This window comes from Enterobacter sp. JS8-1 (assembly GCF_049187015.1).
GTDB lineage: Bacteria > Pseudomonadota > Gammaproteobacteria > Enterobacterales > Enterobacteriaceae > Enterobacter > Enterobacter mori.
This window is the reverse complement of sequence record NZ_CP185805.1, coordinates 2,411,243-2,433,738: the sequence shown is the minus strand read 5'-3', so window position 1 is coordinate 2,433,738 and position 22,496 is coordinate 2,411,243. Positions and strand designations below refer to the sequence as shown.

Here is a 22,496-nt window from a genome sequence, read left to right as displayed (position 1 = left end):
GAGGTATCTATGGATTTTAATCAAATCGCCCGTGAGCTTATTCCGCTGCTCGGTGGCAAGGAAAACATCGCCAGCGCCGCCCACTGCGCAACGCGTCTTCGTCTGGTGCTGGTCGATGACGCGCTTGCCGATCAGCAGGCTATCGGCAAGGTCGAGGGTGTAAAAGGCTGTTTTCGTAACGCCGGGCAGATGCAGGTCATTTTTGGCACGGGCGTGGTCAACAAGGTTTACGCGGCGTTTATTCAGGCGGCGGGTATCAGTGAATCCAGCAAGTCGGAAGCGGCGGATATCGCTGCGCGCAAGCTCAACCCGTTCCAGCGCATCGCGCGTCTGCTCTCCAATATTTTTGTGCCGATTATTCCGGCGATTGTGGCCTCGGGTCTGCTGATGGGGCTGCTCGGGATGGTGAAAACCTACGGCTGGGTTAACGCGGACAACGCGCTCTACATCATGCTGGACATGTGCAGCTCGGCGGCGTTTATCATTCTGCCTATCCTGATTGGCTTCACCGCCGCACGCGAATTTGGCGGCAACCCCTATCTGGGGGCCACGCTGGGCGGGATCCTGACGCACCCGGCGCTGACCAACGCCTGGGGCGTGGCGTCCGGCTTCCACACCATGAACTTCTTCGGGCTTGAGATCGCCATGATTGGCTATCAGGGCACGGTGTTCCCGGTTCTGCTGGCCGTCTGGTTTATGAGCATCGTCGAGAAAAATCTGCGCCGCGCGATCCCGGACGCGCTGGATCTGATTTTGACGCCGTTCCTGACCGTGGTGATCTCCGGCTTTATTGCGCTGTTGATTATCGGCCCGGCAGGGCGCGCGCTGGGCGACGGCATCTCCTTTATCCTGAGCACGCTCATTGAACACGCGGGCTGGCTGGCCGGGCTGCTGTTTGGTGGGCTTTATTCGGTGATTGTGATCACCGGTATTCACCACAGCTTCCACGCCATCGAGGCCGGGCTGCTGGGTAACCCGTCCATTGGTGTTAACTTCCTGCTGCCTATCTGGGCCATGGCGAATGTGGCGCAGGGCGGTGCCTGTCTGGCGGTGTGGTTCAAGACCAAAGATGCCAAAATCAAAGCCATTACCTTACCCTCGGCGTTTTCTGCGATGCTGGGCATCACCGAAGCGGCCATTTTTGGTATCAATCTTCGCTTTGTAAAACCGTTTATCGCCGCGCTGATTGGCGGCGCGGTGGGCGGCGCCTGGGTGGTGTCGGTCCATGTCTATATGACCGCCGTTGGCCTGACCGCTATCCCGGGAATGGCCATCGTGCAGGCCAGCTCGCTGCTCAACTATATTATCGGCATGGTGATTGCGTTTGGCGTGGCGTTTACCGTCTCGCTGCTGCTGAAATATAAAACGGACTCTGAATAATGACCTTCGCTTCCCGCTGGCCTGCGATATTGCAGGCCGTCATGAAGGGCCAGCCGCGCGCGCTGGCCGACAGCCATTACCCCACGTGGCACGCCGCGCCCGTGACGGGGTTGATGAACGATCCCAACGGGTTTATCTGGTTCGCCGGGCGCTACCACCTGTTTTATCAGTGGAATCCGCTGGATTGCGATCATCGCTATAAATGCTGGGGACACTGGAGTTCAGCAGATCTGGTGCACTGGCAGCATGAGCCGCTGGCGCTGATGCCGGATGAAGAATATGACCGCAACGGCTGCTATTCCGGCAGCGCCGTGGACAACGGCGGCGAACTGACGCTGTGCTACACCGGCAACGTGAAGTTTGACGACGGCAGCCGCACCGCCTGGCAGTGCCTGGCCGTCGAACAACCGGACGGAAGCTTTAAAAAACGGGGCCCGGTGCTGCCGCTGCCGGACGGTTATACCGGACACGTCCGCGACCCGAAGGTGTGGCAACACGACGGGGAGTGGTACATGGTGCTGGGCGCACAAGACGTGCAAAAGCGCGGCAAAGTGCTGCTGTTCACATCCAGTGATTTACAGCGCTGGCAGCCTTGCGGCGAGATTGCCGGTCACGGCGTCAACGGCCTGTCGGACGCGGGCTATATGTGGGAGTGCCCGGACCTGTTCGCGCTCGACGGGACGCACGTGTTGATCTGCTGTCCGCAGGGGCTGGCGCGCGAGCCGCATCGCTACCTCAATACTTATCCGGCGACCTGGATGAGCGGGGCGTTTGACTATCAGCGTGCGACGTTTGATCACGGCGAGTTACATGAACTGGACGCCGGGTTCGAGTTCTACGCCCCGCAAACCACGCTGGCGGAAGACGGACGGCGTATCCTCATTGGCTGGATGGGCGTGCCAGACGGGGAAGAGATGCTCCAGCCGACGCGGGCCCATGGCTGGATCCACCAGATGTCCTGCCCGCGTGAACTGCGGTATCGCGACGGCAGGCTGTGGCAAACGCCCGTTCGTGAACTGGAAACGCTGCGCGAGACCGAATGTCAGTGGCAGGGTGCTGCCCGCGGTGCGCCCGTTCTGGATGCGACGAGTCTTGAGTTTGAACTGGAAACGGCGTGTGTGAATGTTGATTTTGCCGGCGCGATGCGTCTTCGCTGGGATGAGAAGGGGCTGTGTCTTGAACGCGCCAGCCTGAAAAACGGCGAAACCTTGACCCGCTATTGGCTGGGCGACGTTAACCATTTACGCGTTCTGTGCGACCGTTCCAGCGTTGAGATTTTCATCAATCATGGCGAAGGGGTGATGAGCAGCCGCTATTTTCCTGCTCATCCGGCTCAGGTACGCTTCGAAGGTGCGTCCGACATCACATTACGCTACTGGTCGCTGCGCCGCTGCATGATAGAATAGGGGTTTTGGCAGCCGGATCTAAGTCGTTGTGAGAAAAACAAAACGCGTCACAATTAAAGACATCGCGGAGCTGGCGGGGGTTTCAAAAGCCACCGCCAGCCTGGTACTGAACGGACGCAGCAAAGAGCTTCGGGTGGCGGAAGATACCCGCGATCGCGTTCTGGCGATTGCCAAAGAGCATCACTACCAGCCGAGCATTCATGCCCGTTCGCTGCGTGATAACCGCAGCCACACCATTGGTCTGGTGGTCCCGGAGATCACCAACTACGGTTTTGCCGTCTTTTCTCACGAACTGGAAACACTGTGCCGCGAGGCGGGTGTTCAGCTGCTGATTTCCTGTAGCGATGAGAATCCGGGGCAGGAGACCGTGGTGGTCAATAACATGGTGGCGCGCCAGGTAGACGGTCTGATTGTGGCCTCCAGCATGCTGAATGATGCGGACTACCAGAAACTGAGCGAGCAGCTGCCCGTTGTCCTCTTTGACCGCCATATGAACGATAGCTCTCTGCCGTTGGTCATTACCGATTCGATTACCCCCACGGCGGAACTGGTGGCTGAGATCGCCCGCCAGCATCCTGATGAGTTTTATTTCCTCGGCGGGCAGCCACGGCTTTCCCCGACGCGGGACCGTCTGGAAGGCTTTAAGCAAGGTTTACGTGAGGCCAACGTCGAACTACGTCCGGAGTGGATCATTCACGGCAACTATCACCCGAGCTCCGGCTACGAGATGTTCGCTGAGCTTTGCGCGCGCTTAGGCCGTCCGCCTAAAGCCCTCTTTACCGCCGCCTGTGGCCTGCTGGAAGGGGTATTGCGCTATATGGGGCAACATAACCTGTTGCAAAGTGATATCAGGTTAGCCAGTTTTGACGATCATTATTTGTATGATTCGCTGACGATACCGGTTGATACCATTCGCCAGGACAACCGCCAGCTGGCGTGGCACTGCTTTGATCTGATTGGGAAATTGATCGACGGTGAGGCACCGCAACCTGTGCAGCGGAAGCTGGATGCCACCCTTCAGCGGCGCTATAAGTCAGCGGTATAGCCCCGGCCAATACATCAATAACTTTAATTAATTTAAGTTTTGGAACAGCCGATAACCATAAGGAATAATTTTCCTTGAGGTATTGGTTTATGTCGTTGAAGAAGTCGTCCCTGATTGTCCTGTTCTCACTGCTTTTCTTCTTTGTTGTCAGCACTGCTACCAGCGTTGGCCTCATCATTAAAAGTAATAATTCCCTGGATAACGTGAACAAAGAGATCCAGGTTGTGCTCTCCATTATTGACCCTATCAACCATAGCCGTACGCTGCGCGTCAGGGTGATGGAGTACGTGAAGATGGTGGAAGCGGGCAATACTGCCGATGGGGCAGCCAAGCTTTCTGCGGTGAAAGAGGCGCTGACCAAAGCGGACCACGCCTTTGCGGCCTTTATGGCTTCGCCGCGTCTGACGGATGAAGCCCAGCAGGTGACAGCCTATCAGAATGCCTGGCAAAACTACCGCAACCAGGGGCTGGCTCCGCTGATCGAGGCCGCCGAGGCGCACGACGTGGCCAAATTTAACGCGCTGATCCCGGAAGTCTCCCGCCTTGACCGTCAGTACGAGATCGTTCTCGACCAGGTCCTTTCCATTCATCAGAAATATGCCAAAAGTCTTAACGAGGATGCGAGCAGCAACTTTGTTTCTGGCCTGGTGATGATTGCCGTTATCGCCTGCCTGTTTGTGCTGGTGATTATCGCCGTCAGCCTGCTGATGAAGCGATTTGTCTTCGCGCCGGTTAACCTGGCCCGTGAACACTGCAGCCAGATTGCGGCGGGCAAGCTGGACATACCGGTGCCCGTGAAGGGCAGCGCCGGGAATGAAATCGATCACCTGATGGGTTCGATGGAGCAGATGCGTCAGGCGCTGCTCGCCACTATCGCCCAGGTGCGCGACGCGAGCCATACCGTCACGCACGCGGCGCAAGAGATCGCCTCCGGAAATATCGACCTGGCTTCGCGCACCGAACAACAGGCATCTGCACTGACCCAGACCGCAGCCAGTATGGAAGAGCTGAGCGCGACGGTGGCGAATAATACCGATAATGTATTCCAGGCCGGGAAGCTGGTGCAGGATGCGGTGAAAAATGCCCATACCGGCGAAGCGGTGACCCGCGAAGTGATCGAAACGATGAACACCATTGCGGCGAACTCGAAGCGCATCGAGGATATTACCAGCGTCATTAACAGCATCGCCTTCCAGACCAACATACTGGCACTCAACGCGGCAGTTGAAGCCGCGCGCGCGGGCACGCAAGGCCGCGGCTTTGCGGTGGTTGCCAGCGAAGTGCGAACACTCGCGCAGAAAAGCGCGGTGGCGGCGAAGGACATCGAGAGCCTGATTGCGCAGTCGGTGTCCAGCGTGAAAAACGGCGCGGAACTGGTTAACCGCTCTGGCGAAGTGATTGATTCGATTATTACCTCGGTGAATAAAGTGAACTCGCTGATGGAGCAGATCTCAGTGGCCTCTGAAGAGCAAAGTCGTGGGATCGGCCAGGTCGGGCAGGCCGTGACGGAGATGGATGGCGTAACCCAGCAGAACGCCGCGCTGGTGCAGCAGTCAGCCGCGGCGGCGGCCTCGCTGGAAGAGCAGGCGCAGCAGCTTTCACGGAGTATTTCGAGCTTCAGGTTGCCTGCAATGGCGTGATGGTCACAGTAAACCGGTGAAACAAACAGCCATTTCACCGGTTTATGGACCTGCTTATTTCAGTTTAATTTTGGGGAAATGGTTGGACGACAGGTCGCCGTAGGATCCCGACATGGGGCCCCCGTCGTAAATCAGTTCCAGCTTGCTGTTATCCTGAACCGAACCGCGGACGATAAAACGGCGGCAGGAGGCGTTATTTTCCTTCTGCCCCCCGCACAGGTAGACATTTCCCGCAGAGTCGAAAGCAATGCCGATATATTTACTTTCACCTGGCAGATCGAGCTGGGGGAACTGCTGGACGAATCGGGCCTGCCATTCTGTCGTGGAAGAGGTATCGTCCACCACCCACAGATTACCCGTCAGACCGATAAGCCACGCGCGATTGTTACCATCGAAAGCAATATCCGCCACAAACTGGTTATCACTTCTGCCGAAAGGAATCTGGCTTTCTCCCGGCGCGGGAACAATCCTGAGCGAACTCTTCGGCGGATTAGGGTTTGCTGGATCATGCTTGAAATAATTCACCACATTATTTGCTGCATGGAAGAAGAAGCCAGTGCCATCCTGACGGAAGGCAAAACTGTCGATGGAGGTCCTGCCACCTGAAAGGGTGTTGGACTTCACGAAATGTTGACCTGCCGGGCCCATCCACACATCGCTGATATGCTGAACGATATAGTGCGTACCGTCAGGCGCAACGGCGTTACTTTGACCCGCATAGTTATGCGCATCGTTAATTTTTGCTTTACGCTCACCGGTTTTCGCATCGTGAGAGTAGAGATCGCCATTATCGTCTTTATTGCCTTTCCACCAGGTCCGATCCTGAAGCACAATGGCATACAGCTCATCTTTTTGCGGTGGCGGTGGCGGGACCTGATCTTCCTGAGGTTCAGGCTTTACCTCGGGCTGCGTGGGGGGCGGTGCGTCCTCTTGAACCGGAGTGGGTTCAGGCTTTGGGACGACCACCTCCTGGCGGGTGTCCGAGGCCGTATTGCGATGATCGTGACATTGACACCCGCTCTCTTTACCGCCGCCTTTTCCGCAGGCATCCACCAGCTTATCCAGCACACCCGCCAGGGTATTAACCGCTTTGACGATCTCTCCGGCATGATCGCAGATGTTGCTGGATGAACCTGACGTTGCGACTCCCTCCAGTTTATCGGCTTCACCTTTTTTATCGGCGATGCTTTCATCCTGAGGTATTCGGCTGGCGCAGATCGTCTGCTTAAGCACGGTGGCAAAATCCGGTACGCCTTTGGTGTAGATATAGTGTTCGCCCCCGGTACGCAGCGCCAGGCGTTTATACTCTTTTTCCATCGCGGCTTCGTCAGCCGGTGTTGGGTAGGGGGTATTTTTGTGCGGCGTTCCCAGGTACGAATGGACCTTAACGCCGTGACGCAAAGCACTGGCGATAGCTTTATCGCAGGCCTGGATTTTGCTTTGATCCAGCGTCATTTCCCCCCCTTCCAGACTTTCGTCCCCCAGCACAAACAGGTTACGCTCTGCTCCCGGGCGCCAGTCGTAGTGGGTACTGATATCTTCAACAGCACGGGCGACATCTTCCTGCGCACCGGCATTGGCTACGCTGTCTTTTACCCGGCCTCTCAGATCATTTACGTTCACGTTATTCCCGCCTAAATACTGGCGAACGGTTTTATCGAATTTACTGTTGGCAAACGTACCTTCAATGCCGAGAAATTCTACGCGCAGGTCGGAGGGACAAGATTGTTTGGCTTCGTCCACGGCAGCACTCAGCGCACGGCTAAGCGCCTCCGCCTCATCTTCCATAGAAAGGCTTGTATCGATAACAATGACTAAATCAACGGGTTTCAGATCCTGTGACATCAGTGATACTCCTTTTGATATAGCGTCAGATATGTCGAGATTCAATTTTGACGATGTTTTGCTGATAGCCGATGTAACCGAAGGCATACCAGCAGCGCGGGAAGTAAGAAAAATATGAGACCTACCAGGAATGCATCATCCCCATGAAAATGCAGTAAGGAATTGACAATTACTCCAGTCGTAACACCGACAAAGGCTAAAAATACGAATACCCAAACAGTGTGATACCAGAAGAGATAATCTGTCAGTCTGCCTATCATTACCGGAACGCTCCTGTTTAATGAAAATAATTTGCGACAGGAAATAACCTCTCCGTGAAGATATGTGGGTCAGTTATTTCCTTAAAGGCTATTTGTACACTCTTGCGCTGAAGCTTCCTGAGTTGTCTTTATACCCAACATCTGTATCTGCAACGTACAGGTATAAAATGCCGCTTTCCGGAGCCGACCATTTATATTCACCGCTGCCGATACTGTACCCCTTGCCGGTTGTACCGAATCTTGCTTTCAGAACGGTGTCGCTGTTGGTGGCTAGCCCTTCTTTTACACGGCCAAAAGGAGAGGCGAGCGCAAATTCCTCTTTGCCATAGCGAATCCATCCGGATGCGATAATGGTGATTTCATCACCTTTATTCACTTCGATACCGGTATTTACATCCGAAGAGACATTTGCTGGGATCTCACCTGACCACGCAGGGGTATGGCTCATAAGATTTTCCTCAATTTATCGACTGGGTTAATTTCATGATTAAAATAAAGCCACCACAAACATTAAGGCGAATAAATTTATTTTCGCTGTTGGTGTTGACGAACTGAATAATAGGCATGGGCTCAGGGAATACAAACACAGAAATAAAGCTAATCAATTAAGTGACGCTACAGGTTATTGTTTTAAAAGGCAAAAAATCAAGGATTATAGGAATAATCTCACCTATTCATATAGTGCATTGAAAAAGCATCAATATAATTTCGGTGACGAAATACGCTAATGAGGTGATATCAATTTAATGATTTTTCGTTTCACTGCGTAATTACCTTTCTTTTTTTATGTTAATTTTTGCTAAGAAATGTGATGTGTGTCGCCATATTTAAATGTTGCACGAATGCGAATAATTCAGAAAACAGTGCCAACAATTGCATCTATCTGAGAGGAATAAAGCCACACACTATTCAATGTTATTTTTCTGGCAATATTTCTCTTTCTCATCCGTCTACCTCATCACAAGCCATAATCAGTTACTGTAAACGAGGTAAACACCATGAGAGATTTTGAACTGCACGGCAGAGGTCACGGACGCGGATTCGGTCGCCACCGTATGGGCAAGGGTTTAGTCATCGGCGCGGTGATTTTCATCGTGCTCGGCCTGCTGGTGATGACCCTGTGGAACGCATTACTTCCCGCCATCCTCGGCGTGAAAGCCATCGGCTTCTGGCAGGCGCTGGGTATTCTGCTATTGAGCCGCATTCTGTTCGGTGGGTTGGGCTTCAGGCCAGGCATGTTCGGCGCACACCGCCGGATGCACGAGCGCTGGATGAACATGACGCCCGAACAGCGTGAAGCTTTTATTCAGCAGCGCCGCGCTGGGTTTGGACGCCACGGCCATTGTGGCTGGCGCGACCATCGTGATGAAAAGCGCGATGACAATGCTGCGAAAACACCGGAAGCAGAGTGAACGATATGAAAGCCGGTGAGGCAGGTGAATCATTGCTGGTCTCGGCGCTTAATGCCTGCCGCGCCCGCCTGAAGGCGTTCATTCGCGGGCGAACGGCAGTTCGCGATGATGCCGACGATATCCTGCAGGAAGTGACGTATCAGCTGATGAAAGTGGAACAGCCGGTGGAGAACGTCGCCGCCTGGCTATTTCGCGCGGCACGCAATGAGATGACCGACCGGGCGCGGAAAAAGCGCGAGGTTTCGCTCGCTGGCGACTTTACCGCTGACGACGACGAGGATTTCCCCGAAGAGGAGTTAGCCGAAACATTATTCGGCGTGCCGCAAACACCGGAGGAGGAGTATCTTAAATCGCTGCTGTGGGAAGAACTCGAACAAGCCCTGTCGGAACTGCCGCCGTCGCAGCGGGAGGTATTCGAAAAAACGGAATTTCAGGGATACAGCATGAAAGCGCTGGCGGATGAAACGGGGGACACGGTGCAGGCGTTGTTATCCCGCAAGCACAAGGCCGTGCGATTTCTGCGTAGTCGCCTGCAGGATATCTATGAAGCGTTGACAGGGGAATGAAGTTCGACCACTCTGAAAAACAATATGTTAGAGGGATCGTTATGCTTCAACTGCCTGCAAAGAAAAAAGTGCTGTTACTTGCTGCTCTCATGGTTTCTGGGGGGCTCAAAGCGGAAGAGACGCTGCCTGATGCCGTGAAGAACTTCAGTGAGCAGCAGGATATCAAGATCCTCAAGAAGATTGACGCCCCGGGCGGCGCACCTGCCTGGCTGGGACAATACCAGGACATGGGCGTCACCCTTTTCTTAACCCCTGACGGAAAGCACGTGGTTTCGGGGTATCTCTACGATGAAAAGGGGAAAAATCTCAGTGAGGCCTATTTCCAGAAAGAGATCTACGCGCCGATGGGGCGTGAAATGTGGAAAAAGCTCAATGCCGCGCATCCGCTGAAAGAGGGGGCTGGCGCTGCGCCGCGTAAAGTCTTCGTCTTTGCCGATCCGTTCTGCCCGTACTGCAAACAGTTCTGGTCCGAAGCGCAGCCGTGGGTGAAGGCGGGCAAGGTTCAGCTGAACACGCTGCTGGTTGCGTTTCTCAACCCCAACAGCGGGCGCAACGCCTCAGCCATTCTGAATGCGAAAGATCCGGTCTCGGCCTGGAAAGAGTACGAGCTTTCCGGTGGGAAAAAATTGCCTAAACCAGAATCTGCGGCGACGCGTGAAACCGTCGAGATCCTGCAGAAGCATCAGGCATTAATGGACATTCTGGGGGGGAATGCCACTCCGGCGATTTATTATCTGAATGAAGAAAACGAACTTCAGCAGGTAATGGGGCTGCCGAACGAGAAACAGCTGGTAGAAATGTTCGGGCCGAAACCCTGATCGGCGCGGGCAGAAACGGTATGTTCCTGCCCGCGTTTATCCTCTCAGCTACCCCAGCGCCCACGGAGATAGCTTACCGCGTCCTGTGTTTGCGGCTGGTTGAGATAGTCTTCACGGAACAGGATGGTGCCATTCACGTTGGGCAGTGAATCGTTCAAATCGAGCTGTTTCTTCAGCTCAGGCACGCCGCCGTTAACCATCCAGTCGGGCTCATTTTTAGAGGGTGCGCCCACTTTGTAAAACGCGATGCCGATGTAAAGGCGGGTATGGGTCGGTTTCACCACGTCAGCCCACCATTTGGTCAGAACATCATAGCGCGCGGCGTCGCGGGCGAAGGGCCAGTAGATCTGCGGTGCGATATAATCCAGCAACCCCTGTTGAACCCATTTGCGGGTGTCGGCGTAGGATTCATCATACGCGGCAGCACCGCGCGTGTCAGAGCCTGCCGGGTCAAAGGAGCGGTTGCGCCAGACACCCGCCGGGCTTACACCAAACTCAACGTTGGGTTTTGCCTGTTTAATCGCACGGGAGACCTGCACGATCAATTCTTGCGTATTGTGACGTCGCCAGTCTGCTTTTGAGGCAAATCCCTCGCCATATCGCCTGTAGGTATAGGCATCATTCAGGGTCGACCCGGGCGTTTCTGTGTAGAAATAGTCGTCGAATTGCACGCCGTCTATCGCATATTGCCTTACTACTTCGGTCACAATCTGAGTTATCCATTCACGCACCTCCGGAATGCCCGGATCGAGGACGAAACGATCGCCTGAGGTACGGATCCATTCCGGGTGCTGTACGTAAACGCTGGAAGGGTGCAGTGACGTTGTCCGGTTTAACGCGGCAATGGTCGAAGGTTTGGTGTTCGTGGAGACGCGGTATGGATTGAACCAGGCGTGGACTTTCATGCCGCGCTTGTGGGCCTCATCCAGCATAAACTGGAGCGGATCGTAGCCCGGATATTCTCCAATGGTTCCCGTCAGGGTATCCGACCAGGGCAGGATTTTAGAGGACCACAGCGCCGTGCTGTCCGGCTTCACCTGGAAAAATACGGTGTTGATCCCGAGGCTTTTCAGCTTATCGAGTTTGTCCGTCAGCGCCTGCTTCTGCATCGCGATACGCTGGTCAGCGCTGCGGCCATTCACCGACGCCAACGGCGGCCAGTCGAGACGAGAGACGGTCGCCAGCCAGATCCCGCGCATCGGCTCGTTTGCCTGCTGCGTCGGTTTGCTCACGGTCGGCAGAGGGGTAACCAGTGATTTGGGTGGTGTTGAGGAGCAACTCACAAGTAAAAGCGCGCAGGCAGCCAGCGCACCAATCCGTTTTACGTGTCGCGTCATTTGCGTTTTAGCTCTTGATAATCCGACTGTTAGCCCAGGGATTAAAGGCGGGCTCCGCCTGTTCTGCGCTTACCTCATCGTTGAGGGAGTCCAGATACAGGGCTTCGACTTCCGCGCGCGCCCACGGGGTGCGGCGCAGAAATTTCAGGCTCGATTTAACGCTGGGATCTTTTCTGAAACAGTTAATTTTAATTCGGTCGCCCAACTCGCTCCAGCCATATTTCGCCACCAGGGCGTTGACCATCATCTCCAGCGTTACGCCATGTAAAGGATCGTTAGAAATGTGTGCAGTCATAGGCGTCCGGATATCTCAATGTTTATGGAGGAAGGGTTTCCGGTGAAAGGGTACAAGAAAGCAGGGGAAGCGGCAATTTAAGCGTGAGGTTCTTCACCCCTGAGGGGTGAAGAAAAAGCGTTTATTTTTTATCTTTAAACAGCTCCGGCGCCCACGGACGCGGATCCACTTCCATAAACGGCGCGCGCTCGAAGCGATCCTTCAGCGCCCACGGCACCGTGCAGTCGAAGATTGTCTTGCAGGAAATGCCGTTTCCGCGAATTGAGTTGCTGTAGTCAGGCGACTGCGACGGATCCAGCTGGTGGCCGCGGATCCCCGGTATATTCGTGATGCTGACATCTCCCTGCATGCGGGTGGTCATCGCCCACAGAATGTCGTCGCTGTCGAAAATATCCACGTCTTCGTCGACAAGAATAATGTTTTTCAGCTCCGAATAGGTGGCTAAGGCTATGAGCGCCGCCTGGCCCTGTCGTCCTTCGTCTGACGGCTGGCGTTTTTTCACCTGCAATATCCCGAGGAACTTACCGCCGCCTGCGGTATGCGCATAGACGTTTTGCAGGAAGCCCGGAATCGCCTCCTCAACGGCATTGCGGATGCTGGCCTCCGTTGGCAAACCGGCCAGCGTGGTATGTTCTTCTCCTGGTCCCACCAGCGTTTGCAGGATTGCATGATGACGCATGGTCACCGCTTTCACTTTGATCACAGGCAGGGAGGGGTTCGCCTCACCGCAGTAGCCTGGGAACTCCGGCATCGCGTGGCCGGTATTGGTGTGCTGATCTTCCCTTACGCGCACGCCTGGAAGCAGTTCGCCTTCGATGATGATTTCCGCCCGCGCAATGGCTTTCTCTTTCACTGCCACGCCCTGCACCAGTTCAACCGGCTGCTGGCGCAGCGCCCCGGCGACGCCCAGTTCGTTGTAGCCAAACGGCGTGGTGGGGGCCTCGAAGCACGCGCCGATATAGATGGCGGGATCGAGCCCCATGTTGATTGTCACCGGCAGCGGTTTTCCGGCATCTTCCGCCTTTTTGCGGAAGACTTCGATATGCCGACCGGCGGCGAGGAACATGGAAAGCTCGTCGCGCTCCTGGACGCAGAGACGGTGGATGGTGACATCCGTGAGCGAGCTATCTTCAGGATCGCTTGCCAGCACCAGCCCCAGACAGAAGAACGGGCCCGCATCGATTGGCGTGTTTGTCGGTGCGGGAAGCAGTTTGCGCAGGTCGAAATCAGGGTCGTCTGCGTAGAAGACCTGCTCCTGACAGGGTGCCTGCGAGGCCGGGACGACAACGGGTGCCACCGGCTTTTTCACCGCCTGCCCGACGTGTTTTGCCAGTTCAGAAGGCTCGCAGCCCAGAAGGAGCGCCGCGCGATCGCGGCTGGCGTGCATGCCCACCAGAATGCGGGAGTCCGGATAGCCCTTCACGCTGTTGAACATCATGGCCGGGCCCGTACGGGTCGGACGTTTTACCGTACCGCCCGCGCCGATATGACGATAGACCCCCGCCAGTTCCGCGTTGGGATCGACCGGATAATCGGTTTCAAGAAACTGCCCTTCGTGGCGCTGAAGCAGGGCGATGGCGCTGCGGAGATCGTTGATCGGGTTTTCCATATTTTCCTCCCTCGTTTGAATACCTCCATTCTTATGGCAATGACCAATAGCATCAATTGCATCATTACTGCTAAATTGATAAGTAAATTCATATCAAAAAGGAGGCGTCCCGTGCAGTTTCGTCAGATGCGCCATTTCATCGTTGTTGCCGAAGAGCTCCACATGCACCGGGCCGCCGAGCGTCTGAACATGGCGCAACCGGCGCTGAGTCAGCAGATAAAGGCGCTGGAGGATCGTTTAGGCGTCACGCTCTTTAGCCGGGCGAACCGCCGCTTGACCCTGACTCCCGCTGGTGAAGCGTTTCTGGTGAAAGCCAGACTCGCCATCTCCCTGACCGAGCAGGCGGTTCTGGACGCCAGGCAAACGGCAAGGGGCGAGCAGGGGGTGTTAAACCTGGGGTGCGTGTCGAGCGCGATGTTCGACGGCAGGCTGCCCGCCGCGGTGCGCCAGATGCATACGCGCTGGCCGGACATCACCATGTCGCTGGTGACGGGAAATGTGCAAACGCTCTACGCCGCCGTGCAGAGCAACCAGTTGGACGTGGCCATTATCCGGGCGCCGCTGCCGTCGCTGCCTGACGATCTGCAAAGCCGCCCGTTTGCCTCGGAGAAAACGGTGCTGGCGCTGTATCGTCAACATCCGCTGGCGGGTTCCTCCGCGCTGACGCTCTCGTCGGTGAAAGACGAAAAATGGATCTCCCTGCGCGACCCGGAGGGAATGGGGCTGGAGCAGTACTTTTATGATGCCTGCAGCGGGGCGGGGTTTCAGCCGGACGTGGTACAAAACGCGACCGACGTGCCCACCGTGATAAGCCTGGTCTCGGCGGGGTTTGGGCTGGCGCTGCTGCCCGCCTCGGCAAAGGCGGTGAGCGTCGAGAACGTTGTTTACGTGGACATCCTCGACCGGCTCCGGGAGAGCGAGCTGACGCTGGTTTGCCACCGGATTATTCGCTCAGAGGTGCTTAAAAAGTTTCTGGTTACCCTCGATCACACCTGACGTCCGGCGGCCAGCAGCAGCTGCCCGCGCAGCCAGGTATTCGCCGGATCATGGCTGTTTTTCGGGTGCCAGTACATGTTGATGGTAATCGGCTGGAGCGGCAGCGGCGGCGCGAAGAGATCCAGCGTGCTGGCAAACAGTTTGAGCATCCGCTCCGGCAGGGTGCACACCAGGTCGGTACCGGTCACAAGCGCAGGCGCCACGGCGTAGCTCTGTGTCGACATGGCGACGTGCCGCTGGTAGCCCAGCCCTGCGAGGGTTTGATCGACAAAGCCGGTGAACGGATCCCCCGCCGAAGACACTACCAGATGAGAAAGGGCGCAGTAGCTTTCCAGATCTAACGGTCCTGTCCCGCGCGGATGGCCTTTGCGCTGCGCGGTGGCAAACGCGTCGTCGATGAGTTTGCGTCTTACCCAGCCGTCATGGGCGCCCGCGCTCACGCCAATGTAGATATCCACATCGCCATTTTCAAGCTGCTGCGGCAGTTCAGCCATCACAGGCAGGGCGAAGCGCAGGCGAACGCCGGGGGCAGCGGTGCCTACCTGGTTAAGCAGCCCGGTGCCCAGCATCAGCGCCGGGTTTTCATGCAGCGCGATAACAAAGGTCCGGCTGCTGGTTTGCGCCTCGAACGCGGTGGGGGCAAACATCGCGCTGATGCCGCGCAGCACGCTCTCCACCTGCGGCCTGAGGGCTTCCGCTCTCGGCGTGGGTAACACCCCGCGTCCATGCGGGGAGGGAATAAACAGCGGTTCGCCAAAGAGCGAACGCAGGCGCGCGAGACGGGCGGACATCGCCGGCTGGCTGATGCCCAGCCGCGCGGCCGCATGGGTGATGTTCCTGTCCTGAAGCAGGGCGTCCAGGGTCAGGATCAGGTCTATGTCCATGTCAGTGATGGGCGTCATCTTATTTCGCGCTGCTGGCGTCCCGGTTGGTATAGGTCACAGGGACCCAGACATAGCCGCCGTTTTCGCCTTTGCTGACATAGCCAATACCCGGGAACGGCAGATGTGGCGCAGCAATCAGGTCTTTGTTTTTCACAAATTCCGCGAAAGCATGTTCGCGCACACTTACTGCTTTGTTCTGATCTTCATCGTAGGTAATGGTCACGTCAGGCTGCGGGAACTGGACCGCCGCGGCGTGAATAATGTCGCCCACGAAGGTGATCTTCTCACCTTTACTTTCCAGGGTGTAAAACGCTGAACCCGGCGTATGTCCTGGATGAACCGTGCCGGTAATGCCCGGAAGCAGTTCAGAGGTGCCGCTAAACGGCACGACCTTGCCGGCGTCAAGATAGGGCTTTAAGGTCTTCTGCGCGACGGTAAAGTAGTTCTTGCCGTAGCCGGTTTTTTTCTGATTGTCGTCGTTAAAGAAAAAGTCGATGTCCGGTTTTCCAACGAAAACGCGGGCGTTGCTGAACACCGCCTTGCCGTCTTTCACCAGGCCGCCAGCATGGTCGGAGTGGGCGTGGGTAAGCAGAACTTCAGTAATGTCCTCGGGTTTAATTCCCTGCGTGGCGAGGCTCTCAATCAGACGTCCGCCGTTGCCGGGGCCAAACAGCTGGCCTGAGCCGGTATCCACCAGAATTTTATGTCCGGGCATCGCAATCAGGAAGGCGTTTATGGACACCTCCGCCGGGTTGGTCTGGTAATTTTTCGCCAGCAGTGCATCAATGTTTTGCGGCGTTGTCCGGCGCAGCAGCTTGTGCAGATCCTGCGCGACGCTCCCGTCCGTAAACGAGGTGACAAGCACATCGCCGACCTGAACGCTGTATCCGCCCGCCGGTTGTTTAACGACGTGCTGGGGCGTTTCTGCAAACGCCTGCAGCGCAGGGTAGAAAAGCAATGAACTGGAAATCAGCGTGGACAGAGCAAGTTTTTTCACGGTAAGCATACGAGTCTCCTTTGAAAGTGCTCATCTTACTTCTCCGTAAAATTATAAGAACCTGCCTAATAATGATAGGACCTATAAATAGGATGGATAGGTCCAGCGGGAAAACGGCGACTAACGTTTCGCGACGCAAATAGATATTGATGAATATTTAGCATCCCAGAGGATGTGAGTATCGCCCGGCGGCGCTACGCTTGTACGAGCCTACATTCTGTACGTAGGCCGGGTAAGCGTAGCGCCACCCGGCAAAATTCATGGTTTCCAGCTGTCCGGCGTGGCTTGCGACCAGGATCCATAAGCGGCGTTAGGCAGCACAATCCAGTCATCGCCGAAGTGCGCTTTGCTGGCTTCAACCAGCTCACGCTGCTGCTCGCTCGGCTTTTTGTTTTTAAACTGCACGGCGAAATCCGGCAGGCTGTCGCCAAACAGCATCACGATCTGCTGCTTTTTGAGGATGCTCTGGCGACGCTCTTCCTTGCTGACCGTATCCAGAAGCACGTTTTCATCGGATACCTGCGGAAGCCCCAGGGCTTTTAACGTCCTGAGCGTATCGGCTTTATTTTCCTGCATGCGGTCCGAGACATAATAGATACGGACATTGCTTTGATTCACATGGTCAAGAAACGCCTTCGCGCCAGGAATTAAGCCGGGTTTTCCCTGTTTCTCCCAGTCGCTCCAGGTGTCCCATTTTGTATAGTCGTGACACTGCTCCGTGTCGCGCACCAGCAAAGGGGTGTTATCCAGTACCGTTTCATCCAGATCCATTACTACGGCGTAATTTTCAGGCGTTTTAAGGTCTTTTACCTTTTCGTTGAAACGCTCGGTGGCAAACCGATACGTCTGCAGCTGAAGAGCCATAATCTCTGCCGATTTCTGCTGATAGCGCAGCGCCATTTCGTACGCTTTGGGTTCACACAGGTCGCGATCAGCGGCCGTCGCCGCTGCCGTTGCACTCAAAACAGGTAATGCCAGCAGTAATGCCTTAGCCATTGAATTCACACTTCTTTCCTCAACACCGTGGTTAAAATCCCGAAAGCGTAATGAAATCTAATGACAGAAATATGAAGGCTGCGTTGTTAAACCAGCATGTAATACCAGAACAGGGCGACTTCGTCTTTTTCCGGTAAGGCGTTGTAGAGAAAACGATCGTATCCGCCCAGGGTAAACCCATAGTTACGGTAAAACAGACAGGCAGAGACGTTCACATTTTGTGTTTCAAGCCGTAATCCCGGCGCGTTTACGCTGCGGGCCCAGACGTGGGCGGCGGCCATCAATTTTTGCGCAGCGCCGGTTCTGCGTTTTGTGCGCTCAACGGCGATATAATCCACTGAGATAAACTTATTCCAGCCGATTGATGCAGTAATAAATCCGGCTATTTCACCGTCATCCGTTTCGGCGATAAGAAATATGGCGTCCGGGTTAACGCAGTGGTTCTCAAGGGTTTGGATGTCGAGCTCGTAGGTTTTAATCCAGGGTTCGGTGACGGCTTCAATATGCAAATCACAGTGGATAAAGGGCTCTCGCGCAATATGGCTAATGGTGAAAGAAAAGTCACAGCATTCAAGACGTACGAGGTCAGTATTTAATCCTTTTCGAATCTGCATAGTATTCCCTGTGGTGAGTTATTTCATAAAGAATAGACGAAGCGGTTAAATCCGCTGAGCTAACACACTTTTCATCCTGAACTAAGCTTGTACTTCGTTTCGCGTAAAATGCGGTCATTCGAGGACAAGGAATGGAATTCAGAAGATGTCAAAGGCACTGGGGTGCTGAGTATATTTCCGATGACGTTGTCCGCTTTCGCGTCTGGGCTGAAGGACAAAAAAATCTCGCGCTGCGTCTTAATGATAACGACATTCCGATGGTTACCAGCGGCAATGGCTGGTTCCAGGCTGACGTTCCGGGCATCAGGCATGGCGCAGAGTATCAGTTTGTTTTACAGGACGGCATGACCGTTCCTGACCCTGCATCACGCGCTCAGAAAGGGGACGTCAACGGACCGTCAGTTGTTATCGATCATCGCCGGTATGCTCACGTTAACCATGACTGGAAGAGGCGTCAGTGGGAAGAGACGGTCATTTACGAACTGCACATGGGGACCTTTACCCCAGAGGGAACCTTCCGGGCTGCTATCGACAAGCTGCCGTATCTGGCAGAGCTCGGAATTACCCAGCTTGAAGTGATGCCCGTCTCTCAGTTTGGCGGATCCCGCGGGTGGGGCTATGACGGCGTGCTGCTGTACGCTCCGCACGCCGCCTACGGTACGCCGGAGGATTTTCACGCGTTTATCGACGCCGCGCACGGGCTGGGGCTTTCGGTGGTTCTGGATATTGTGCTCAACCACTTCGGCCCGGAAGGGAATTATCTGCCCTTGCTGTCGCCCGCGTTTTTCGATGCGGATCGGATGACGCCGTGGGGCAACGGCATCGCTTACGAGCGCGAGCCGGTGAGGCAGTACATCACCGATGCACCGCTTTACTGGCTGACGGAATATCGTCTGGATGGCCTACGGTTTGATGCCATCGACCAGATCAAAGACACCTCGGATATGCATATTCTTGAGGAGATAGCCGAAAAGATCCGAGAAGCGATCCCGCACCGTCACGTTCACCTGACCACGGAAGACAGCCGCAACGTGATTTTCCTGCATCCGCGAGATGAACAGGGAAATACGCCACTGTTCACCGCCGAGTGGAATGATGACTTCCACAATGCCGCCCACGTGTTTGCCACCGGCGAGACGCACGCCTACTACCAGGATTTTGCCTTTGAGCCGGAGAAAAAGTTCGCCCGGGCGCTGGCGGAAGGCTTTGTCTATCAGGGCGAGGTTTCTCTGCAAACCGGTCAATCGCGCGGCGTGGAGTGCCACACCCAGCCGCCACCGTTCTTCGTCGATTTTATTCAAAACCACGATCAGACCGGGAATCGCGCCCAGGGGGAGCGGCTCATCACGCTGGCGGGCGCGGAAAAGACCCGCGTGCTGCTGGCGACGCTGCTTCTTTCACCCCATATCCCGCTGCTGTTTATGGGCGAGGAGTTCGGTGAAACCCATCCGTTTCTGTTCTTCACCGATTTCCATGGCGAGCTGGCAAAAGCCGTGCGGGAAGGGCGCGCGAAGGAGTTTACCGGCCATGCCGGGCACGATGAAACCGTCCCCGATCCTAACGATTTGAACACGTTTGTTCGCTCAACGCTCGGCTGGGATAAGCTGTCACAGGAGGAGGGAAAATCATGGCTGCGCTTTACCCGAAGCCTGCTTACGCTGCGACATCGTCATATCGTCCCGCTGCTGCGCCAGGGCGGAACCGTTAAGGGCAAGATCCTGCACACGGCGCACGGCAGGGTCGCGGTGAGCTGGCAGTTCCCGCAGGGGACGCTGTCGCTGGCGCTGAATATTGGCAAAAAACCTGCCCCAATGCCCGAACTGGCCGGAGAAACCCTCTTTAGCTGGCCGGAGACGGGAGACGTTTTGACGCCGAACAGTATTGTTGTTCGCTTTGCTGATGGAGAAGCCGCGTTATGATCCCTTCCGCCACGTACCGCATACAGTTTCGCAATGGCATGACGTTTGACCGGGTGGTTGCTCTGATCCCGTATTTCCGCGATCTCGGCATTAGCCATCTCTATGCGTCACCTGTTTTTACGGCGACAACGGACTCCACCCACGGCTATGACGTCACCGATCCCAACGAAATTGATCCCGCGATAGGCGGGCGAGACGGTTTTAACCGCATGGCCTCGGCGCTCAGGCAGGCTGGCATGGGGCTGATACTGGATATTGTCCCTAACCATATGTCGACCTCGCTGGAAAACCGCTGGTGGCGAGACGTGATTGAGCACGGCAAACAGAGCCGCTACGCGCGTTATTTCGATATCGACTGGTCGCGACCGCTGACGCTGCCGTTTCTTGGCGATACCTTTGAAGCCGAACTGGAGAAGGGTGCCATTAGGTTTAATCGTGACAGTGTCACGAATAAGGCCGCGCTGGTCTATTACGACACGGCCTATCCGCTTAACCCGGGTACCTGGGACGAGAACAAAAGCATCGCCGAACTGCACGAGGCACAGAGCTGGCGGCTGATGTCATGGCGCGAAGCGCCAAAGCAGCTTTCGTGGCGACGCTTTTTTGAGATAACCGGGCTGGTCGGCGTTCGGGTTGAAGACGAACAGGTTTTTCATGACACGCACCGTCTGATCCTCGAGCTGGTTCACGACGGGACCGTTGACGGCCTGCGCATTGACCATATTGACGGGCTTGCGGATCCGCTGGGGTATCTGCAGCGCCTGCGCCAGGCCACCGGGCCAGACTGTTACATCACGGTGGAAAAAATCCTCGCGAAAGGAGAACAACTCCCGGCCGAGTGGCCCGTGTCCGGCACGACGGGGTATGAGTTCATCGCGTCGCTGGCGGAGGTGTTGGTGGATGACAATAGCCTGGAGCGTCTGGAGAAAGTCCATAACGAGACGCTGGGCGTTACGGTCGATCGGCAAAACGCGCTGCGGGATGCCAAAGGGCTGATGACCGACCGCAACTTCGAAGGGGAATTCACCACGCTCCTCAACCTCGCCCGCGATTTGGCTCAGCACAACGGCGTTGAGATACAGACGGATGATATTCACCATGCGTTACGCGAACTGCTTATCGCCTTTCCGGTTTACCGCACCTACGGGACGGCGGAGGGGTTAACGCCTTCTGACGTTACGCTGTTGAGCCGCGTTGTCGCCAGTGTGAACGCCTCAGAACCCGCGCTAAGCCTGATCGTGCGGATTCTGACCGGCGATCTGCCGGAGGGTGACCGCGATGCGGCCACCCTGTTCAGGACCCGTTTCCAGCAGTTGACCGGGCCGCTGATGGCGAAGTCCGTGGAAGACACGCTGTTCTTCCGCCACAACCTTGAGCTTGCGCTTAATGAAGTGGGCGCCGACCCGACGCCGCGCGCCTTCTCGCTGTCGCGTTTCCATCAGGAGATGCGCATCCGTCTTGCCCGTCAGCCCGACGCGCTGCTGGGCACCTCGACGCACGACACCAAGCGCGGGGAGGATGCCCGGGCGCGCCTGTACACGCTGACCGAAGCGCCCGAGCAGTGGGGCGAAAATCTGGCCCGCTGGCGGCAGATGAACCAGACGCACGTGCGCTTCCTTAACGACGGCACCGCGCCGAACGCCGCTGATACCTGGATGATTTATCAGGCGCTGGCTGGCGTCTGGCCTGCCACGCTCTCACCTGACGACCGGGACGGGCTGCAAAACCTTGAAGCGCGTTTCCTCGGTTTTATTGAAAAAGCGCTGCGCGAGGCCAAGCAGCGAACCGACTGGATCGACAGTAACGAGAGCTACGAAAACGTGGTGATGGACTATGTTCGTCATCTGCTGTCGCCCGACAACACGCTGTTCCTGCATGATTTCAGTGAAACCTTACAGCCGTTTGTTCGCGCAGGCCTGATGAATAGCCTGAGTCAGACGGTGATTAAACTTACCGCGCCCGGCGTACCGGATATTTATCAGGGCAGCGAAGCGCTCAACTTTAGCCTGGTTGACCCGGATAACCGACGCGAACCGGACTTCGCCGCGCTGGTGCAAAACCTCAGTACGTCGAACCTCAGGGTATTTAACGACGAGCAGTGCTGGCGGGACGGACGCGTGAAGCAGTATGTCACTGCCACGCTGCTGCGGCTGCGTCCGCACTACCCGGCGCTGTTCCGCTACGGCGACTGGCTTCCGCTTAAAGTGACCGGTGAACGCGAGGAGCATCTGATTGTGTATGCGCGCGTGAAGGACGACGAGGCGCTGATTGTTGCTGTGCCGCGCCTGGTTTTCACTGTCACCGGGAACGAAAAACTGTGGGTCAATACCTCGGTAGCCATACCCGAAGAGCTGGTCGGGAAGCGCTATCGCGATGTGTTCAGCGGTGAAAGCCGCGTTCTGCAAGAGACGCTGGATCTAACGTCAGAAAAGGGATGTGTATTGGTTCTGCTTACCTGCGAATAATCGTGGAGAACG

Annotated in this window: 19 protein-coding genes; 10 read left to right on the top strand and 9 right to left on the bottom strand. The window is 56.0% G+C overall.

Annotated features, from left to right (window positions below; all coding sequences use genetic code 11):
• Positions 1-9 precede the first annotated feature (9 nt).
• The 4 genes from ACOQH0_RS11535 to ACOQH0_RS11520 all read left to right on the top strand — a co-directional run bounded on the left by ACOQH0_RS11535 (position 10) and on the right by ACOQH0_RS11520 (position 5,471).
• Positions 10-1,380 (top strand): sucrose-specific PTS transporter subunit IIBC, encoded by a 1,371-nt coding sequence (locus tag ACOQH0_RS11535; protein WP_010431297.1) that lies wholly within the window; start codon positions 10-12, stop codon positions 1,378-1,380.
• Positions 1,380-2,786, top strand: coding sequence for a sucrose-6-phosphate hydrolase (locus ACOQH0_RS11530; protein ID WP_421512316.1), 1,407 nt, complete (start codon positions 1,380-1,382; stop codon positions 2,784-2,786). Before ACOQH0_RS11535 ends, ACOQH0_RS11530 begins: the two co-directional genes overlap by 1 nt.
• A 28-nt stretch (positions 2,787-2,814) precedes the next feature.
• Positions 2,815-3,831, top strand: coding sequence for a LacI family DNA-binding transcriptional regulator (locus ACOQH0_RS11525; protein ID WP_421512315.1), 1,017 nt, complete (start codon positions 2,815-2,817; stop codon positions 3,829-3,831).
• Between the two features lie 89 nt (positions 3,832-3,920).
• Positions 3,921-5,471 carry a methyl-accepting chemotaxis protein gene (locus tag ACOQH0_RS11520; protein ID WP_421512314.1) on the top strand — a complete coding sequence of 517 codons (1,551 nt, stop codon included), beginning with the start codon at positions 3,921-3,923 and terminating at the stop codon, positions 5,469-5,471.
• A 54-nt stretch (positions 5,472-5,525) separates the two neighbouring features.
• Here the strand turns inward: ACOQH0_RS11520 and ACOQH0_RS11515 are convergent, their stop codons facing one another.
• A complete protein-coding gene (locus ACOQH0_RS11515) occupies positions 5,526-7,316 on the bottom strand; it encodes a hypothetical protein (RefSeq protein WP_421512313.1) in 1,791 nt (596 codons plus the stop codon).
• Positions 7,317-7,664: 348 nt separating this feature from the next.
• Positions 7,665-8,024 carry a LecA/PA-IL family lectin gene (locus ACOQH0_RS11510; protein ID WP_421512312.1) on the bottom strand — a complete coding sequence of 120 codons (360 nt, stop codon included), beginning with the start codon at positions 8,022-8,024 and terminating at the stop codon, positions 7,665-7,667.
• A gap of 550 nt (positions 8,025-8,574) precedes the next feature.
• Between ACOQH0_RS11510 and ACOQH0_RS11505 the strand changes: the two genes are divergently transcribed.
• Genes ACOQH0_RS11505 through dsbG form a run of 3 tightly spaced genes read left to right on the top strand, consistent with a single transcriptional unit; the run spans position 8,575 to position 10,372 of the window.
• Entirely contained in the window at positions 8,575-8,988 is a 414-nt protein-coding gene (locus ACOQH0_RS11505) for a hypothetical protein (RefSeq protein WP_214605095.1), read from the top strand.
• Between the two features lie 5 nt (positions 8,989-8,993).
• Positions 8,994-9,554, top strand: a complete 561-nt coding sequence (locus tag ACOQH0_RS11500; RefSeq protein WP_421512347.1) for an RNA polymerase sigma factor — start codon at positions 8,994-8,996, stop codon at positions 9,552-9,554.
• A gap of 41 nt (positions 9,555-9,595) precedes the next feature.
• On the top strand, positions 9,596-10,372 hold the full coding sequence (gene dsbG, locus ACOQH0_RS11495; RefSeq protein ID WP_421512311.1) for a thiol:disulfide interchange protein DsbG: 777 nt from the start codon (positions 9,596-9,598) through the stop codon (positions 10,370-10,372).
• A 44-nt stretch (positions 10,373-10,416) separates the two neighbouring features.
• On the opposite strand, the gene ACOQH0_RS11490 is transcribed toward dsbG, so the two are convergent.
• The 3 genes from ACOQH0_RS11490 to ACOQH0_RS11480 all read right to left on the bottom strand — a co-directional run bounded on the left by ACOQH0_RS11490 (position 10,417) and on the right by ACOQH0_RS11480 (position 13,613).
• Positions 10,417-11,709, bottom strand: a complete 1,293-nt coding sequence (locus ACOQH0_RS11490) for a glycoside hydrolase family 10 protein (protein WP_421512310.1) — start codon at positions 11,707-11,709, stop codon at positions 10,417-10,419.
• Between the two features lie 7 nt (positions 11,710-11,716).
• Entirely contained in the window at positions 11,717-12,004 is a 288-nt protein-coding gene (locus ACOQH0_RS11485; protein WP_126328558.1) for a VF530 family DNA-binding protein, read from the bottom strand.
• Between the two features lie 121 nt (positions 12,005-12,125).
• Positions 12,126-13,613, bottom strand: a complete 1,488-nt coding sequence (locus ACOQH0_RS11480) for a UbiD family decarboxylase (protein ID WP_421512309.1) — start codon at positions 13,611-13,613, stop codon at positions 12,126-12,128.
• A gap of 111 nt (positions 13,614-13,724) precedes the next feature.
• Between ACOQH0_RS11480 and ACOQH0_RS11475 the strand changes: the two genes are divergently transcribed.
• Positions 13,725-14,609, top strand: coding sequence for a LysR substrate-binding domain-containing protein (locus ACOQH0_RS11475; RefSeq protein ID WP_421512308.1), 885 nt, complete (start codon positions 13,725-13,727; stop codon positions 14,607-14,609).
• Here ACOQH0_RS11475 and ACOQH0_RS11470 read toward each other — a convergent pair.
• The 4 genes from ACOQH0_RS11470 to ACOQH0_RS11455 all read right to left on the bottom strand — a co-directional run bounded on the left by ACOQH0_RS11470 (position 14,600) and on the right by ACOQH0_RS11455 (position 18,100).
• Positions 14,600-15,511 carry a LysR family transcriptional regulator gene (locus ACOQH0_RS11470; RefSeq protein WP_421512307.1) on the bottom strand — a complete coding sequence of 304 codons (912 nt, stop codon included), beginning with the start codon at positions 15,509-15,511 and terminating at the stop codon, positions 14,600-14,602. The genes ACOQH0_RS11475 and ACOQH0_RS11470 overlap by 10 nt on opposite strands.
• A gap of 1 nt (position 15,512) precedes the next feature.
• Positions 15,513-16,499: an MBL fold metallo-hydrolase gene (locus tag ACOQH0_RS11465; RefSeq protein ID WP_421512306.1), complete on the bottom strand. Its 987-nt coding sequence runs from the start codon at positions 16,497-16,499 to the stop codon at positions 15,513-15,515.
• A gap of 249 nt (positions 16,500-16,748) precedes the next feature.
• Entirely contained in the window at positions 16,749-17,495 is a 747-nt protein-coding gene (locus tag ACOQH0_RS11460; protein WP_421512305.1) for a 5'-nucleotidase, lipoprotein e(P4) family, read from the bottom strand.
• 77 nt (positions 17,496-17,572) lie between these two features.
• A complete protein-coding gene (locus tag ACOQH0_RS11455; RefSeq protein ID WP_063142750.1) occupies positions 17,573-18,100 on the bottom strand; it encodes a GNAT family N-acetyltransferase in 528 nt (175 codons plus the stop codon).
• Between the two features lie 131 nt (positions 18,101-18,231).
• On the opposite strand from ACOQH0_RS11455, the gene treZ reads away from it, so the two are divergent.
• Both treZ and treY read left to right on the top strand, forming a co-directional pair.
• Positions 18,232-20,019 carry a malto-oligosyltrehalose trehalohydrolase gene (treZ, locus tag ACOQH0_RS11450; protein ID WP_421512304.1) on the top strand — a complete coding sequence of 596 codons (1,788 nt, stop codon included), beginning with the start codon at positions 18,232-18,234 and terminating at the stop codon, positions 20,017-20,019.
• Entirely contained in the window at positions 20,016-22,484 is a 2,469-nt protein-coding gene (gene treY / locus ACOQH0_RS11445; protein WP_421512303.1) for a malto-oligosyltrehalose synthase, read from the top strand. Before treZ ends, treY begins: the two co-directional genes overlap by 4 nt.
• Positions 22,485-22,496 lie beyond the last annotated feature (12 nt).

What these genes read in the sequence shown, in the direction of transcription:
- ACOQH0_RS11535 (WP_010431297.1), top strand. Translation starts at nt 10, where the DNA reads ATGGATTTTAATCAAATCGCCCGTGAGCTTATTCCGCTGCTCGGTGGC.
- ACOQH0_RS11530 (WP_421512316.1), top strand. Translation starts at nt 1,380, where the DNA reads ATGACCTTCGCTTCCCGCTGGCCTGCGATATTGCAGGCCGTCATGAAG.
- ACOQH0_RS11520 (WP_421512314.1), top strand. Translation starts at nt 3,921, where the DNA reads ATGTCGTTGAAGAAGTCGTCCCTGATTGTCCTGTTCTCACTGCTTTTC.
- ACOQH0_RS11515 (WP_421512313.1), bottom strand. Translation starts at nt 7,316, where the DNA reads ATGTCACAGGATCTGAAACCCGTTGATTTAGTCATTGTTATCGATACA.
- ACOQH0_RS11510 (WP_421512312.1), bottom strand. Translation starts at nt 8,024, where the DNA reads ATGAGCCATACCCCTGCGTGGTCAGGTGAGATCCCAGCAAATGTCTCT.
- ACOQH0_RS11505 (WP_214605095.1), top strand. Translation starts at nt 8,575, where the DNA reads ATGAGAGATTTTGAACTGCACGGCAGAGGTCACGGACGCGGATTCGGT.
- ACOQH0_RS11500 (WP_421512347.1), top strand. Translation starts at nt 8,994, where the DNA reads ATGAAAGCCGGTGAGGCAGGTGAATCATTGCTGGTCTCGGCGCTTAAT.
- dsbG (WP_421512311.1), top strand. Translation starts at nt 9,596, where the DNA reads ATGCTTCAACTGCCTGCAAAGAAAAAAGTGCTGTTACTTGCTGCTCTC.
- ACOQH0_RS11490 (WP_421512310.1), bottom strand. Translation starts at nt 11,709, where the DNA reads ATGACGCGACACGTAAAACGGATTGGTGCGCTGGCTGCCTGCGCGCTT.
- ACOQH0_RS11485 (WP_126328558.1), bottom strand. Translation starts at nt 12,004, where the DNA reads ATGACTGCACACATTTCTAACGATCCTTTACATGGCGTAACGCTGGAG.
- ACOQH0_RS11480 (WP_421512309.1), bottom strand. Translation starts at nt 13,613, where the DNA reads ATGGAAAACCCGATCAACGATCTCCGCAGCGCCATCGCCCTGCTTCAG.
- ACOQH0_RS11470 (WP_421512307.1), bottom strand. Translation starts at nt 15,511, where the DNA reads ATGACGCCCATCACTGACATGGACATAGACCTGATCCTGACCCTGGAC.
- ACOQH0_RS11465 (WP_421512306.1), bottom strand. Translation starts at nt 16,499, where the DNA reads ATGCTTACCGTGAAAAAACTTGCTCTGTCCACGCTGATTTCCAGTTCA.
- ACOQH0_RS11455 (WP_063142750.1), bottom strand. Translation starts at nt 18,100, where the DNA reads ATGCAGATTCGAAAAGGATTAAATACTGACCTCGTACGTCTTGAATGC.
- treZ (WP_421512304.1), top strand. Translation starts at nt 18,232, where the DNA reads ATGGAATTCAGAAGATGTCAAAGGCACTGGGGTGCTGAGTATATTTCC.
- treY (WP_421512303.1), top strand. Translation starts at nt 20,016, where the DNA reads ATGATCCCTTCCGCCACGTACCGCATACAGTTTCGCAATGGCATGACG.